A 16930-nucleotide genomic window follows, 5' to 3' on the forward strand; every position below is an offset into this window, starting at 1 on the left:
AATCATAGTATTATTAACTATTTTGGAATTTATCTCCGAGAATGAGGTGTCAGCAAAATTGGAGACAATATATATATACGTTATAATATTATATAAAGTTGCATTAAAAATGTAACAATTTTAACATAAATATAAATAAATTACCAAAATTATTGTGTTTTGGACATGAAGGGAATGATGATAGGCAGAGTTTTTATTAGATGAGAAATATTTTAAGGGAGTGAAATTAATGAAGTTAGTAAAATCTAAAATCGCAATTATTTTTCTTGTTTTATTTATGATAGCAGTAGTACCACTAACAGTAAAAGCTGATGAAAAAATGTATGGAGTTTTAATAAATAGAAATTCTGAATATTTCCTCATCACAGACACAAAAGAATATAAACTTGATTATAAGGGTACTGAGGATATTAGCACATTAGTTGGAGAAGTAGTAAGTTTTCCGTCTTCAGGACAAACAAACGATAGTGTAGAAACAGACAGCCTCGTTAAAGAAGAGTCGTCTAAAATTTCTGTAAGTAGCTCGTATACAAACGTAAAAATAATATCCATCGATGATAAATATTATTACCAGCATGACAGCAAAAATATAGAAGTAACAAGTAAGGTGGATTTAAATGACTATGTTAATAAATACTGTGATTTTATAGTAGAGCAGACTAAGTATCAGTTTGATAATGGTACTAGAACTATAGTTATACCGGAACAGCAGATTATAAATATTAAGGAAGGAAGTCCTTACGACTATTCTTATAAATCTGTAACACTAAAAGGAAGAGTAAAAATAACAGCTAATAATAGTTATGTGCAAGTTGGGGACAAGCAATATAAGGTTTTCTTTAACAGCAGTTCAATTGCAAAAAAATATAAAACTTACAATAAAAGATATGTTACTATTACAGGAAAACAAAAATATAAAAAAGATCTAAGAAATAACAGTACAACAAAATTAAATGAGGTTTACTCATCAAAATATAAACTTACATATAAAATTCATTACAAAAGTGTAAAGGCTACAGGCTTTGTAAGTAACAACTTAAAGATAGGCAAATATACATTAGCTAAATCAGCAAGCAAGTATAAGAGTTTTATTATAAAGCTTAAAGGAAAAGTGGCTGTAACAGATAATGGAGTTAAGATTACAACTTCAAAGGTAGTAAAACCTACAAGTGTAACAAAAATAAGTACTACAAATTTAAAAGTTTTTTCTCATTTAAGCAGCCTTAGAGCAAGAAATAAAACTTTTGCCAGAGCTAAGGCACTTCATTATGGCAGTGCTCATAACTCTTGCGTGTATTTTAGTTCTCAGGCACTAAGAGAAGTTGGAGTAAGGATTCCAACATCAACCTGTGTCACGAATAAATTTGCAAGTAAATTAAGAAGGATGGGATGGAAGAAGGTAACTAACTATAAAAAATTGACTCCTGGAAGTATTTGCTTCACTAAAGATCCTTGGGGCGGCAATGGAAAGCCAACACATGCTTATATATTTATGGGTTGGGTAAAAAAAGGAAACTACACTGAAGCTTATGTATGTGACAATCAGGCTGGCGATTATAAAGGAAAAGTACTTCATATCAGAAACATATCGAAAAAATCAAAGCATAAAGGTCAATATAAGGACGCTTTTGGTTTTGCGATGGTATCTCCTAAGACTTACGGCTATTTATATTAATAAGAGTAAAGTAAAAGTAGAAATTCAGCAGAGCTGAATTTCTACTTTTACTTTTTGCATAGAATTATTATCTTCAGGGAAAATTAAATAGAAAGTATGCAATTAAAGCATTAGCTAATAATTAATATAATAACTTGGGGTGATAAAATGAAGAGTGAAATGGTTACATTAAGAGGAATAGTAAAAGCCAACCAGACAGATATACTACATTATGAACTCAAGTCAGGAAATGAAATTTATGTTTTATTCGGTGATATTACAGACCTTAATGAATCAATAGATTGTGAAGTTGAAGTAACAGGAACAATAAGGAAAGATGAAGACACAGCATATACACGAGGAAAGCCTTTTGATGTAAAAAGCATTAAAAGATTGGAAATGAGTAAGAGGTAATTGAAATGTTGTAACCTGAATCGGCTGAAAACTGGTTAAAGGTCATTTAAATCTTTAACTAAAACAGTCGACTAGGCTGCAACTTTTATTTTTATAATCAGAAAAAGTTTTGAATCAGAGCGTTTATTAAACTAATAAGAATTATACGGATTTATCAATGCTTGTACCTCTTAGAGTGTCTACAGCCATTTTAGTATTCATAGTAGTCTTTGATGAATCACCACCTGTAGCTGCGGCAGTAGTTTCATATCTATTTGAAATTTTTTGTGCACTTCTGGTACTCTTAGCTTTTAACTGCTGAATTTTAGCTTCTATCTGAGATATTTTCGCTTGAATTGTACTTTTGCTGCTGCCGCTATTTTGTCCAGCTTGCTGAAGTTCTCCTTCCAAAGTAGCTTTTTGGCTTTCTAGTTGTGATATTTCATTGTTGCCTACAGAATAACCTGAAGCTGATGATGAAATAGAAGAAATATCCATAATATCACGTTCCTTTCTTAAAAATATAGATAAATATTTTATTAAGCACCAGTAGCTAGGAAATACCGGAATTTAATGATACTGAATAGATTTATAGGTATAATTAATATTGCTTAACAAAATATTTATCATGTAAACTTTCTGATGCGTATAAAAAGCTTACAATATATTTATCGAATGGAATAACTACAATTCTGTGGCAGTATTGAGGCAAAGACCTTGAATTAACAACTGCTTAAAAATTTTCAAGTATTGATTTTAATGCAATATAAGATATTGAGGCATTGGAATCGTTGACAAAACATATTACCGATGATAATATATAACTTATAAATCAGAATACGTATTCTTGAATAGAGGATGATGTTAAATTGGTCACAATGAAAGATATTGCCAAAATGGCAGGAGTATCACAAGCTACAGTTTCTAGAGTAATAAGCGGTAATACTTCTGTGAATCCTGAAATAAAAGCAAGGGTAATGCAATGGATTCGTAAGCTAGATTATCAGCCTAACATTATTGCTCAAAGCCTAGTTGGAAATAGAACTTTACTTATTGGGGTTATAATTACAGATATTTCGAATCCCTTCTTCTCAGATGTAATTAAAGCAGTTGAAAATGAGACGTCAAATTATGGCTATAGTATTATATTGTTCAATACAGATGGGGATACAGAAAAAGAGAAGAAATATATAAATATACTGAAAAGCTATAAAGTAGATGGTATATTAATAGTTCCAAGCAACGCAAAGGATAAACATTTTAAGAGTCTAGCAAACAGCAGTACGCCTATAGTTGTTATTACTCAGGATGTTGACGGCTTTAGCTGCGTATCAATGTCTCATATTTCTGGGGGTAAAAAAGTAGCAAGACACTTTATAGATATGGGGTATTCAAAATTTACTTTTATAGGTTATGAAGGTGATGATAAAGAAATAGGCTTTAAAGAAGAAATAAAGAATTCAGGTTTTGATATAGATAATGATTATGTTTTAATCAATAAAGAAAAAAAGCATATTTCAGACGGGTTAAAAGAACTTTTGCTTGGAAGCTTCAGTGATAGGGGTATTGGTATTTTTGCACACAATGATATCGAAGCTTTAATGGTACTTCATATTTTAAAGGACTTGAAAGTAAAGATACCTGACAAAGCGGCATTAGTAGGATTTGATAATATATATATATCAAAAGAAGTAAGTCCAAGCATAAGCAGTGTAGCCCAGCTTATAGATGAGATTGGAACAAGAGCTGTTGAAATTTTAATGGATAAAATAAATGAGGTGGATGAGGAAAAGGAGCGGCATATAGTTTTAGAACCAAGACTGGTTATTAGGGAGTCTAGTTTAAAGTCGATAGAGTATTAGCTTACTGTAAAATGAATTTTTATAGAAGTTGTATTTGTGAATACGAATTCTAGTATTCACAAACCATACTCGTGTATAATTTACTGCTGTTTTCTTGTAATCGTTGTGATAAGTAAACTAGCAGAATATGCTTCAGAAGAAGAAAACTAAATTTAGTTTATGGAAGATAATTACTAAGAGGAGGATTATAATGGATAAACTTTCAAAAGCACGAGAATACATAAAAGAAAATAAAAATAAAATAAACCAGGAGTATAGACTGAAGTATCATTTCATGTCAGAAATAGGATGGATAAATGATCCAAATGGATTTTCATATTATAACGGAGAATATCATCTTTTTTATCAGTACTACCCCTATGGAAGCTATTGGGGATCTATGCACTGGGGACATGCTAAGAGTAAGGATTTGATAAAATGGGATTACTTGCCTGTGGCTTTAGCACCAGACATGAATTATGATGCCGATGGCTGTTTTTCAGGCACAGCCATTGAAATCGACGGAAAGTTATATTTGATGTATACAGGAAATATTAGTCCTAATCCTGATAAACCCGAAAATATAAGGCAGCTTCAAAATATAGCTGTATCTGATGATGGTATAGAATTTACTAAGTTTATAAATAATCCTGTGATAGATACAAAGGATTTGCCATCAAATGCATTACCGCAGGATTTTAGGGATCCTAAAGTTTTAAGAAAAGGCGATAGTTTTTATGCCATAATTGCTTCAAGAAATACAGATGGCAGCGGTCAATTGCTAGTATATAAGTCAAATAATTTATCTGATTGGACCTATTTGGGGGTACTCCTAAAAAGTGAAAACAAACTCGGCGAAATGTGGGAGTGTCCTGATTTGTTTAAGATTGGAGATACGGATGTAGTAATTATTTCTCCGCAATATATTAAAAGGCAGGGAGACAAATATTGCAATACACATTCCTGTGTATATATTCTTGGAAAAGGCGATATAGAAACCTGCAATTATACAACTTCAGCTATTGATGAAATAGATGGAGGATTTGATTTTTATGCTCCGCAAACGCTGCAAGATGATAATGGTAGGCAAATTATGATTGCGTGGATTCAAATGTGGGAGAGAAGAATACCTACTAACGAGGAAAATCATGGATGGGCAGGTGCCATGACACTTCCAAGAGAATTGAGAGTAATCAATAATAAGTTATATCAAATTCCAGTAGAAGAGATTAAAAAGTACAGAACAAATTTAGTAAAATATAGTGATATATCTTTTGAAAACTCACTTAGCCTAAAGGAAATTGAAGGCCAAAATATTGAATTAGACATGAAAATAGATTTTTTGGAAGCAAATATCTTTGGACTTAAAATACTAAAGGGTGAGCAGCAAGAAACTATTATGTATTATGACAAAGAAAAAGCTAAATTTGTATTTGATCGCTCTAAAAGTGGGGTAGACATATCTGATAGTAAAGCTGATGAGGATATAAAATATGTAAGAAAAGTAGGTATAAATCTGATAGAGAATAAACTAAAACTTAGAATTTTTGTTGACAGAATTTCAGTAGAAATATTTATTCAAGACGGCGAGAAGGTTATTACATCGACAGTATATCCTAAGTCGGCTTCAAGGAATATAGAATTTTTCAGTGACGGAGAAGTATTAATTAATGAACTTAACAAATGGAAAATAGTATTATAAAAATACTTTTATAAATATGTGGAGTGAGAGAGGAGACATATCATTATGGATAACAAGTATGTATTAAGTTATGAACAATTAATAAAAAGATTATATGATTTGGAGGCACTAGCAGTTCCGCCTGTGGATGGGGAGACATCTGGTAATTTTTCAAGCTATGATCGTTCTTCAGTATATAATGAAGAAACAGATATGTATGAAAATTGGGGAGCAAATGACGACGGAAGCGGCTATATAAGAAAAGAAGGCACAAGCATAGTAGCTTTTGAAGCTGACGGCCCTGGCGTTATTTGGCGTGTATGGTCAGCTTATCCAGATCAAGGACACATAAAAATATATATAGATGAGGAACTTGTTCTAGATCAGCTTTTTAAGGATTATTTTGAAAAATTTAACGGAGAAGGATGTCCTATAAATTTTCCTAATCTTACGCCAATATTATCGAGAGGAAGAAATTCGTATATTCCAATAGCATTTCAAAAAAACTGTAAAATACTTTTAGAAGAAGGATGGGGAAATTATTATCATATAACTTATTCAAAATTTCCTGAGGATACTGTGCTTCCGTCTTATAACGGAAGATTTGATAATAATACTACTATAGCTTTAGCTGAAGCAGATAGAATTTTACAGCAGCGAGGAAGATATCCGTATCAGAAAAAACAAGGTGACTGTACTGTAAATGGTGTATATAATGTTAAAGCTGGCAGCAAAACGGTCATTTGCGATAAAAAAGGAAGCGGAGCAATTGCTTCTATAAAGGTAAAACCTAATTTTGAAAAAGGAATAGATATTGCTAAAGTCCTTAGAGATCTTACAATATCTATAAAATGGGATAATGATGCTAAACCAGCAGTGTGGGCGCCATTGGGAGATTTCTTTGGAAGCGCTCCTGGAATTAATCCATATCGTTCTCTTCCTATTGGAATGTCAGAGGAATTATTTTACTGTTATTGGTATATGCCTTTTGGAGAAGGGGTATTACTAGAAATACAGAACGAAGGAGATAAGGATGTAAACTTGCCAATAGAGATAGTGTTTCAGGCTCTTGACAAGCCAGCAGATAGTTTAATGCGTTTTCATGCAAAATGGCATAAAAATGATTTCCTTTATCTTGATAAAAAAAGATATGCTGAAGGCGGAGATAAATGGCCAGATTGGCCTCTGCTGCTTACAAAAGGCAAGGGACGTTTTTGTGGTGTACATCTTCACGTGTTAAATACATGGGAAAAACCTGCAGAAAAACCAGAGTCCTGGTGGTATGGACGTTGGGATAGAAAAACCATAGATTGGTGGTGGGGTGAAGGAGACGAAAAGTTTTTTGTAGATGGTGAAAAGTTTCCTTCAACCTTCGGTACAGGAAGCGAAGATTATATAGGATATGCTTGGGCTGCTGAACCTCCTTTTTCAATGTTTGATAGCGCTTTTGCCTGTCAACCATTTACACCAATTGACGGAAATGGGCATACATCAGTAAGCAGGTTTCATATTTGTGACAATATACCTTTTAACTCATCTTTTGAAGGCTTTATTGAAAAATATAAAGATGATGTTTGGGAGAAAACGAATAGATGCTTGTATGCTGCGACCTGTTATTGGTATCAAATGCCTGGAGAAGAAGACTTATATGATAAGACAGAAACTAATATGTAGCATAGAACTTTTAACGATAAAATAGATTTATGTTTAATAGGAGGATAGTAACCGATATGATTAGCGATAGGAAAATAGATGTGGCGGCACTAGGAGAATTACTTATAGATTTTACAGTGAATGGCATAACCGAACAGGGAAATAAATTGTTTGAAGCAAATCCTGGGGGAGCTCCTTGCAATGTTTTATCCATGCTTCACAATCTAGGAAAGAAAACTTCTTTTATAGGAAAAGTGGGAAATGATCAATTTGGTTTTTTACTTAAGAAGACTCTCGAAGATATAGGCATAGGAACGGAAAACTTAATTATTGATAATGAAATAAATACAACTTTAGCTTTTGTTCACACCGCTCCTGATGGAGATAGAAGCTTTTCGTTCTATAGAAAACCTGGTGCAGATATGATGCTTAACGAATCTGAAGTCAATGAAGAAGCGTTAAAGCAAGCAAAAATATTTCATTTTGGTTCATTATCCATGACAGATGACGGAGTAAGGAAAGCTACCGAAAAGGCTGTTAAAATTGCCAAAGATAATAAGTTATTGATATCATTTGATCCAAATTTACGTCCACCGCTTTGGAAATCATTAGATGAAGCAAAGGAAAGAATATTATACGGAGTGAGCCAGTGTGATATCTTAAAAATTGCTGATGAGGAGTTAGAATTTATTACAGGCTGTAAGGATATAGAGCAGGGAGTAGATTTTATTAAAAAGAATTATAACGTCCAATTAATATTAGTTACAAGAGGCAAATTAGGAAGTAAGGCCTTTTATAGAAATATAGCTGTTGAAAGAGAAGCCTTCATACAAAAGAAAACTATAGAAACAACTGGAGCTGGAGATACTTTTTGCGGGTGCATTTTGAACTATGTATTAGAACACGGTATAACAGATTTAAATGAAACCAAACTTACAGAAATGCTTACGTTTGCCAATGCGGCATCTTCAATTATAACAACGAGAAGAGGAGCAATAAGATCTATGCCGTCTAAAGACGAAATAATAAAATTGATATCGGATTATTAACCCAAAGGCAGTGAATCAAAAAGTTAACGATGATTCGCTGCCTTTTGTGTATAAACTAACATGAATTATATTTCACATATTAAACGATTGATATTGTGCAAGTATACATATGTAAACGTAATAAAAAGATAAAAAATTATAATTTTTTATATGTTAAACGATTGACATTAAGTATGTCAATCGTTTATAATGATATTGTAACGTAAATGTTTTCAACATTCGTTGAAGAGAATAAATATATTAAATGGAGGGGAAATTATGAAGAGTAAAAAAGTATTATCATTAGTAGCAACAGTAGTATTAATTAGTGGTGTATTAGCTGGCTGCAGCAGCAAAAGTGGCGGAAGCAGTAGCGGTACTAAATCAAAAGAAGTAAAAATAACAATGCTAAATTCAAAAGGGGAAATTCAATCTCAGTTAGAGGATGCTGCAAAAGAATTCAAAAAGACTAATCCTAATATTAAATTAGATGTAGTAGTAACTGGTAATGGTCAATCACCATTTGAAAAGATATCTGCAATGTATGCTTCTGGTAATGCACCTACTTTAGCAATGCTGGATCCAACAGATATAATAAAGCTTAATGATAAATTTGAAGATTTATCAAAACAAAAATGGATTGCAGATACAGTAGATAATAGTTTGGACACAATTAAGACAAGCGATGGTAAGGTACCAGCTTTCCCATTTACTATTGAAGGTGCAGGATTTATCTATAACAAAACAATCTTAGACAAAGCTGGTGTAGATCCTGCTTCTATAAAAACTCTCAATGATTTAAAGAGTGCTTTTGACAAGATAAAAGCTAAGGGCTCAGAAGCTTTGGCAATATGTTCAGCAGACTGGTCTCTTGCAGGACATTTTCTATCAATAGCTTATGCTGATCAATCCAATGACCCTGCAAAGGTTAATGAATTTTTCGATCAGTTAAAGGCTGGAAAAGTTGATTTAACTAAAAATAAGCCATTTAACGGTTTGATTGATACTTTTGATGTTATGAAAAAATATAACATAGATAAAAAAGACCCGCTATCAGCAACATATGAAAACAATCAACAGCAAGTAGGAACTGGAAAAGTTGCATTCTGGTTTAACGGAAACTGGGCATGGCCTCAAATAAAACAATTTGCAGGAGATAATGACAATTTCGGATTTATACCTGTACCAGTAAGTAATAATGCTTCTGATTACGGAAATTCAGGCATACCAGCCGGCGTTACTAAATACATTGGTGTAGATAACACAACTAGTACTAAAGCACAAAAGGCTGCTGCTGAAAAATTCCTTAACTGGATTGTTTACGATAAAAATGGACAAGATTTCTTAGTTAACAAATCTAATATAATACCAGCATTTAAGAACATAACTTTAGAACCATCTAGTGCATTAGCTAAATCTATTAAACAGTACATTAAAGATGGAAAGACTATTCAATTTATTACTACTACACCATCTGACCATTGGTCAAAAGTTGGAGTATCTATGCAGAAATATTTAGCAAGCAAAATAGATAGAGCAGAACTTGCTAAAGAAATTCAAAACTATTGGAAAAATGTAGGAAAATAATAACTGATGCATAATAATACTAACGGATAAGTAGTTTTACTTATCCGTTAGTAAATATAAAATAATGAAATATGGAAAGAAGGTTAAATATGCAACATGAAAAATGTTTTTTAGATAAATTAAAAACATATCTAATATTTGCCGGACCTACAACTTTTATATTTGTAACCGTAATACTATTACCTTTTATATTTGGAATATACTTAACTTTTACTGATTGGAATGGAATATCCTCACACCACTCATTTGTTGGAGGAAAGAATTATCTTTCTGTATTTAATGATAAGGCTTTTTGGACTTCATTTTTACTTACAATTAAGTATGTGTTTTTTACAGTAATACTCACTAATGTAGTTGCTTTTCTACTTGCATTTATCTTAACTAGCGGAATGAAAGGACAAAGTTTCTTCAGAAGCGGTTTTTTCACACCTAATCTTATAGGTGGAGTATTACTTGGATTTATATGGCAATTCGTTTTCAGCAATGTTTTAGTTTACCTAGGAAAGAGCTTCCATATAGATGCTTTATCTGCTTCCTGGCTTTCTGATCCTAATAAAGCGTTTTGGGCTATAGTAATAGTAGGAGTTTGGCAGTACTCAGGATATATGATGATTATATATATTGCTGGTTTCATGAATGTACCTAAGGATATCATAGAAGCTGCAAGCATAGATGGAGCAAGCGTTTTCAGAAGAATGATAAATGTAATCTTACCTATGATGATACCATCCTTTACTGTTTGTACATTTTTATCTTTACAAAGAACATTCATGGTTTATGACGTGAATTTGTCTCTTACAAAGGGAGGACCATTCGGTAGTACACAGTTGATATCAATGACAGTATATAATAAAGCTTTCTTATCACAAAATTATGGAGTAGGTCAGGCTCAAGCATTTTTCCTATTCTTAATGGTAGCTGCTGTCACTTTAGTTCAAGTTTATTTCAGTAAAAAGATGGAGGTGGAAGCATAAAATGAAGAGGACAAAAAGAATTTTAAATGCTATTAAAATAGTAGTTATGGCTATATTACTTATATTATATGTTGTACCTTTCATATTGGTATTAATAAATTCTTTTAAAGATAGAGTGCAGATTATTATGAATCCACTGAAATTGCCTAAGAGTTATAGTTTGGATAATTTCAGAAATGCATTTGAAAAAATGGATTACTCTCACGCATTTATAAATTCAATAGTTATTACTATCTTTAGTGTTATTTTAATCGTTATATTATCTTCTATGACAGCCTACATTCTTGTTAGAAAGAAATGGAAGATAAATCAAATCATGTTCTATGTGTTTGTAGCATCAATGATAATTCCTTTCCAGGGTATAATGATACCTTTAGTAAAAATATACGGAGCTGTTGGCCTTTTAAATAGCAAGTGGGGACTTATTTATATGTATGTTGGTTTTGGTGCATCTCTTGCGGTGTTTATGTATCACGGCTTTATTAAGAGTATTCCGGTTGAACTGGAAGAAGCAGCTATGATAGATGGATGTACAACAATCCAAACCTTTGCAAAGATTGTATTTCCATTACTGAAACCAATAACTATGACTATAACTATATTAGATGTTCTTTGGATATGGAACGATTTCTTACTTCCATCCTTGGTTCTAATTAAGCCAGATCAAAGAACTTTGCCGCTTTCAACTTACTATTTTTACGGAACCTATACAGTTGATTATGGTCTAGCTATGGCAGGTTTAATACTTACAATATTACCAGTAATATTATTCTATCTATTTACTCAGAAACATATAATCAATGGAGTATTACAGGGATCTATAAAATAATAAGAATATGCTTGAAGACGGCTTTATATAAAAGGAGATGGTTAACTTGAAAAGATCTTGGTGGAAGGAAAGCACCGTTTATCAGATATACCCCAGGAGCTTTATGGATTCAAACGGAGATGGAATCGGAGATATAAATGGAATAGTTCAGAAGCTTGATTATATAAAAAATCTAGGAATAGATGTTATATGGCTGTGTCCAATATACAAATCACCTAATGATGATAACGGGTACGATATAAGCGATTACAGACAGATTATGGACGAGTTTGGAACTATAGAAGATTTTGATTTAATGCTAAAGGAAATCCATAAAAGAGGCATGAAACTTTTGATGGATCTAGTTGTCAACCATACATCAGACGAGCATCAGTGGTTTATTGAAAGCAGAAAGTCAAAAGACAATATATATAGAGATTATTATATATGGAAAGAAGCTAAAGATGGACATGAACCTAACAACTGGGGAGCGTCCTTTGGAGGTTCAACCTGGGAATTTGATGAAGAAACTCAAATGTATTATTTACACTGCTTTTCAAAAAAACAGCCAGATCTTAATTGGGAAAATCCAAATGTCAGGAAAGAAGTACAGGCTATTGTAAAATGGTGGTTGGATAAAGGTATAGACGGTTTTAGAATGGACGTTATAAATATGATATCCAAAAACCAAGAGTTTCCTAACGGTCCTAAACCAGAAGGAAAACTTTACGGAGATTTATCTCCAAATGTTATGAACGGACCTAGAATACATGAGTATTTAAAGGAATTAAATAAAAATGTACTCAGTCATTACGATGTTATGACCGTTGGTGAAACACCCAATGTAACGCCTGAAATAGCTGAACAGTACGTGGGTGAGAATAGGGAAGAACTGAATATGGTATTTCAGTTTGAACTAATGGATATAGATAGAGATTTTGAGCATCTTACTAAGAAACCATTAGATTTAGTTGATTTAAAGAAAACCTTCACTAAATGGCAAAAAGGATTAGAGAGTAAGGGTTGGAACAGTCTTTACTGGAACAATCATGATCAGCCAAGAGTAGTATCTAGGTTCGGAAATGATAAAGAATATTGGGAAAAGTCAGCGAAGATGCTGGCAACATGTCTTCACATGCAGCAGGGGACACCATATATTTATCAAGGTGAAGAGATAGGTATGACTAATGTAAAATTTGATAATTTAAATGACTATAGAGATATCAGTGTATTTAATGGTTACAAAGATGAAGTACTTATTAAGAAAATGAAGCATGAAGATTATATGGAGTATATTTATAATTTTTCAAGAGATAATGCACGTACTCCAATGCAATGGAACGGGGAAAATGAAGCAGGTTTTACTACTGGCACCCCATGGATTAACGTAAATCCAAACTATAAGAGCATAAATGTAGAAAACCAGATTGAAGATGATAATTCCATATTAAATTATTATAAAAAGCTTATACAAATACGAAAAGAAAATGATATTGTAGTATATGGAAATTACGATTTGTTACTTGAAGATCATCAGGAAATATATGCTTACACTAGGACTTTAGAAGATAAAAAGCTGATAGTTATATGTAATTTCACAAAAAATGAATCAGTATTTGATTTCCCTGAAAACATAAATCATTTGAAATTTAAAACTTTAATAAGCAATTATAATAGAGAATATAAAAGCGAAAAGCAGCTTAAATTAAGACCTTACGAATGTATTGTTTTAATAAACTAGCCTTGAAATTTCGTTTTTGGCAATGGAGGAAATGTAATGTTTAAATTTAATGACAAAGTATTATTGCAGGAGAGAAAGAATGATGTTTTAACTTTTGGGGAAATGCTTATTGACATGATATCAGAGGATTATGGTGACGATTTTAACTGTAATACCTTTAATAGATTCTTTGGAGGTTCACCGGCCAACATAGCTATGAATACAAAAAAATTAGGAATTAATCCTATAATAGTTTCGTCAGTAGGAAAAGATGGCTTAGGAAAATTTCTTGTATCAAATTTAGAAAGACTTAATATTGATACAAGTTGCATTAATAGAGCAGATGATTATTCAACCAGCATGGTTTTAATAACTAAAAGTACAGGCACACCAGTTCCTATATTTTATAGACAAGCAGATTATCATTTGAATTATTCTCTTAAAATTGAGAATACAATAAAGGAATCAAAAATATTTCATTTTTCTTGTTGGCCCATTTCAATGGAACCTTCAAGAAGTACTTTAGAAAAAGCAATCAGTGTATGTCAAGCTAATAATGTTCTAATTAGTTTTGACCCTAATTACCATCCGATGCTGTGGGAAAAAGGAAAAGATGGAGTTGAATACGTAAAATCAATAATTAAATATACAGATATTATTAAGCCATCTGAGGATGATGCTGAGAGGATTTTTGGAAAAGATACACCTGAAAATCAAATGGACAAGTTTTTAAAATTAGGTGCTAAGCTAGTAATTATGACGCTTGGAAAAGATGGAGCTATAGTATCAAACGGAACTGAAAAAATTGAATTCAGCACTTTAGCAAAGGAAGTCGTAGATACCACTGGAGCTGGCGATGCTTTCTGGTCTGGATTTTATAGTGCAGTTGTAAAAGGATACAAGCTTATTGATGCTTTAAAGCTAGGTTTTGCAGTTTGCGCCTTCAAATTAAAATATACCGGTGCAGTAGTTGATTTACCGAAGCTTGAAGAAATAAGCAGACTATACGAAATATAAAATTTGTGGAGGATATAAAAATGGCACTAAAAAATAAGGTACAGCTTATAACTTATCCTGATTCCCTTGGGGGTGATTTAAAGAGCCTTAATAATGTTTTGAATAAATATTTCGCTGATGTATTTGAAGGCGGCGTTCACATTCTGCCTCCTTTTCCTTCCTCAGGCGATAGGGGTTTTGCACCGCTCACCTATATGAAGATAAATGATGAGTTTGGAACTTGGGATGATGTGAAATCTATAGGAGAAAAATTTGATGTAGTATTAGATGTTATGGTTAATCATATTTCCAGGCAATCAGAATATTTTCAAGACTTTCTTCAAAAGGGAAGACAATCAAAATATGCAGATCTGTTTATAACTCTTGATAAATATTGGGAAAATGGAGAACCTAAACAAGAAGATATCGATAAGATGTTCTTAAGAAGAAAAAAACCATATTCTACTTTCGAAATAGCAGGAAAACAGGAAAAAGTTTGGACTACCTTTGGAAAATCAGAGGCTTCAGAACAAATAGATTTAGATGTTAAGTCTAAGATTTTCAAAGAGCTATTTTCAGATTTCTTTAAGAAATTCAGTGAAAATAATGTTAAGATAGTCAGACTTGATGCTGTTGGATATGTTATAAAAAAATTAGGCACAAGCTGTTTCTTCGTAGAACCTGATATATATGAATTTATGAATTGGATTAAAGATATTGCTAATTCTTACGGAATTGAATTGCTGCCTGAAGTACATGCATATTATGAAATTCAATACAGATTGGCAGAACATGGATTCTGGATATATGATTTTATTCTTCCCTACACAGTACTAGAAGCACTATCAAATAAATCCAGTAAAAGTATTAAGAAATACCTGAGTAACAGACCGAAAAATCAGTTTACAACTCTTGACTGTCACGATGGAGTCCCAGTTAAACCGGACGTTGATGGACTTATAGATACAAGCGTAGCAAGAAAGATAGTAAATGAGTCTGTTGAAAGAGGAGCGAATCTCAGTCGTATTTTATCAGAAGAACACAAGGATAAGGACGGTTTTGATGTTCATCAAATAAACGGAACTTATTATTCTCTGTTAAATAAAGATGATGATGCTTATATTGCTTCGAGAGCAATTCAATTCTTTACTCCAGGAATACCTCAAGTATATTATGTAGGAGCTTTAGCTGGTGAAAATGATGACGAAATGCTGAAAGCGACTGGTGATGGTAGAGGAAATAACCGTCATAATTATACTTTGGATGAAATTGAAGAAGCTGTTAATACACAGGTTGTACAGAGATTGTTAAAATTAATGAGATTTAGAAATAAATATGAAGCCTTCGATGGAGACTTTAAAGTAATGGATTCTAATGATAATGAATTAAAATTGTTCTGGCAGAAAGAGGATAAATGTTGTCAGCTAAACGTAAACCTTATTACAAATAAATCAATAATTGAATATATAGATGAAAATGGTAAAAAAATTAACTATTCTTTATAAATTTACATCTTTTAGATTTAATTGTATAATATAACTGGACAAGGGCAGTATCATATAATATAATCAATTGGCATAATAAATATAAGGTTAGTCAGAGGATGATTAAAATGGCAACGATAAAAGATGTAGCTAAATTGGCGGGAATAACTGTTACGACTGTTTCGAGAGTGTTAAATAACAGAGGATATATTAGTGATGCAACAAGAAAAAAAGTACATGCAGCTATGGAAGAACTTAACTATCAGCCAAATGAGATAGCACGTTCCTTACATAGAAGGAAATCAAACATAATCGGAGTAATAGTTCCTAATGTATCACACCCGTTTTTTGCAGAGTTAACAAATTATATAGAATATTATGCGTATGAGGAAGGCTATAAAGTTCTCGTATGTAATTCCTATCAGAATAGTGATAAGGAAAAAGATTATGTAGCTATGCTGAAAAGGAACCAGGTTGATGGAATAATAATGGGTAGTCATACTGTTGAGACGTCAGACTATATAACCTCGGATTTGCCGATAGTAGCATTAGATAGAAATTTATCTAATGGTGTTCCTTATGTTACTTCAGATAACTACAATGGAGGCGTTTTAGCAACCAATCTTTTAATTGATAAAGGATGTAAAAAGTTAGCACATATAAGCGGTCCTTTGGAAATTAATACACCAGCCAACAAAAGATATCAGGCGTTCATAGATGTAGCCACTGAGAGAAATGTTGAATATGTTATAAAGCAAGCAAAATTAGATATATTTGAAAGTTACGAAAAACTTGCGTATAGTCTTTTTTCTGAGCATTCAGATATTGATGGAATCTTTGCCAGCAGTGATATGATAGCAGCTTCAATAATACATGTTACTAATAAGCTGGGTAAAGAAGTACCAAAGGATTTAAAAATAGTTGGATATGACGATATCAGCTTAGCGTCTATGATTGTTCCGCCACTGACTACAATAAAACAACCCATAGAAGAAATTGGAAAAATGTCATTAAAGATCTTACTAGAAATAATAGATGGTAAGCCAGTTAATACAGAAAGTATTTTGCCTATAAGCCTCGTTGAAAGAAAAACAACGTAATAACTTATTAT

Annotated in this window: 14 protein-coding genes; 13 read left to right on the forward strand and 1 reads right to left on the reverse strand. The window is 32.3% G+C overall.

Translation table 11 applies throughout. The features are described 5' to 3' along the window. Window positions 1–229: 229 nt before the first annotated feature. On the forward strand, window positions 230–1675 hold the full coding sequence (locus tag CLORY_RS08310) for a hypothetical protein (RefSeq protein WP_079423187.1): 1446 nt from the start codon (window positions 230–232) through the stop codon (window positions 1673–1675). 147 nt (window positions 1676–1822) lie between these two features. Then, the gene (locus CLORY_RS08315; RefSeq protein ID WP_079423189.1) at window positions 1823–2068 is read left to right on the forward strand and encodes a hypothetical protein; all 246 of its coding nucleotides are present in this window, start codon (window positions 1823–1825) and stop codon (window positions 2066–2068) included. 141 nt (window positions 2069–2209) lie between these two features. Here the strand turns inward: CLORY_RS08315 and CLORY_RS08320 are convergent, their stop codons facing one another. Continuing rightward, on the reverse strand, window positions 2210–2545 hold the full coding sequence (locus CLORY_RS08320) for a hypothetical protein (RefSeq protein WP_079423191.1): 336 nt from the start codon (window positions 2543–2545) through the stop codon (window positions 2210–2212). A 380-nt stretch (window positions 2546–2925) separates the two neighbouring features. On the opposite strand from CLORY_RS08320, the gene CLORY_RS08325 reads away from it, so the two are divergent. From CLORY_RS08325 to CLORY_RS08375, 11 genes are all read left to right on the forward strand, one after another. After that, a complete protein-coding gene (locus tag CLORY_RS08325) occupies window positions 2926–3909 on the forward strand; it encodes a LacI family DNA-binding transcriptional regulator (protein WP_242954377.1) in 984 nt (327 codons plus the stop codon). Window positions 3910–4099: 190 nt separating this feature from the next. Then, the gene (locus CLORY_RS08330; protein ID WP_242954375.1) at window positions 4100–5590 is read left to right on the forward strand and encodes a glycoside hydrolase family 32 protein; all 1491 of its coding nucleotides are present in this window, start codon (window positions 4100–4102) and stop codon (window positions 5588–5590) included. A 45-nt stretch (window positions 5591–5635) separates the two neighbouring features. Next, complete coding sequence (locus tag CLORY_RS08335) at window positions 5636–7243, forward strand: glycoside hydrolase family 172 protein (protein ID WP_079423197.1); 1608 nt, start codon at window positions 5636–5638, stop codon at window positions 7241–7243. A gap of 56 nt (window positions 7244–7299) precedes the next feature. Next, window positions 7300–8271 (forward strand): carbohydrate kinase family protein, encoded by a 972-nt coding sequence (locus tag CLORY_RS08340; protein WP_079423199.1) that lies wholly within the window; start codon window positions 7300–7302, stop codon window positions 8269–8271. A gap of 258 nt (window positions 8272–8529) precedes the next feature. After that, window positions 8530–9837, forward strand: a complete 1308-nt coding sequence (locus CLORY_RS08345) for an ABC transporter substrate-binding protein (protein ID WP_079423201.1) — start codon at window positions 8530–8532, stop codon at window positions 9835–9837. Between the two features lie 89 nt (window positions 9838–9926). Next, complete coding sequence (locus tag CLORY_RS08350) at window positions 9927–10811, forward strand: carbohydrate ABC transporter permease (protein WP_079423203.1); 885 nt, start codon at window positions 9927–9929, stop codon at window positions 10809–10811. A gap of 1 nt (window position 10812) precedes the next feature. After that, window positions 10813–11640 carry a carbohydrate ABC transporter permease gene (locus tag CLORY_RS08355; RefSeq protein WP_079423205.1) on the forward strand — a complete coding sequence of 276 codons (828 nt, stop codon included), beginning with the start codon at window positions 10813–10815 and terminating at the stop codon, window positions 11638–11640. Window positions 11641–11686: 46 nt separating this feature from the next. Next, complete coding sequence (locus CLORY_RS08360) at window positions 11687–13360, forward strand: glycoside hydrolase family 13 protein (protein ID WP_079423207.1); 1674 nt, start codon at window positions 11687–11689, stop codon at window positions 13358–13360. A gap of 36 nt (window positions 13361–13396) precedes the next feature. Next, on the forward strand, window positions 13397–14356 hold the full coding sequence (locus tag CLORY_RS08365) for a carbohydrate kinase family protein (protein WP_079423209.1): 960 nt from the start codon (window positions 13397–13399) through the stop codon (window positions 14354–14356). A gap of 20 nt (window positions 14357–14376) precedes the next feature. Then, a complete protein-coding gene (gene gtfA, locus CLORY_RS08370; RefSeq protein WP_079423211.1) occupies window positions 14377–15840 on the forward strand; it encodes a sucrose phosphorylase in 1464 nt (487 codons plus the stop codon). Window positions 15841–15947: 107 nt separating this feature from the next. Then, the gene (locus tag CLORY_RS08375; protein WP_079423213.1) at window positions 15948–16919 is read left to right on the forward strand and encodes a LacI family DNA-binding transcriptional regulator; all 972 of its coding nucleotides are present in this window, start codon (window positions 15948–15950) and stop codon (window positions 16917–16919) included. Window positions 16920–16930: the final 11 nt, after the last annotated feature.

Source organism: Clostridium oryzae (assembly GCF_002029235.1).
In the GTDB taxonomy this organism is placed as follows: Bacteria; Bacillota; Clostridia; order Clostridiales; family Clostridiaceae; genus Clostridium_AE; species Clostridium_AE oryzae.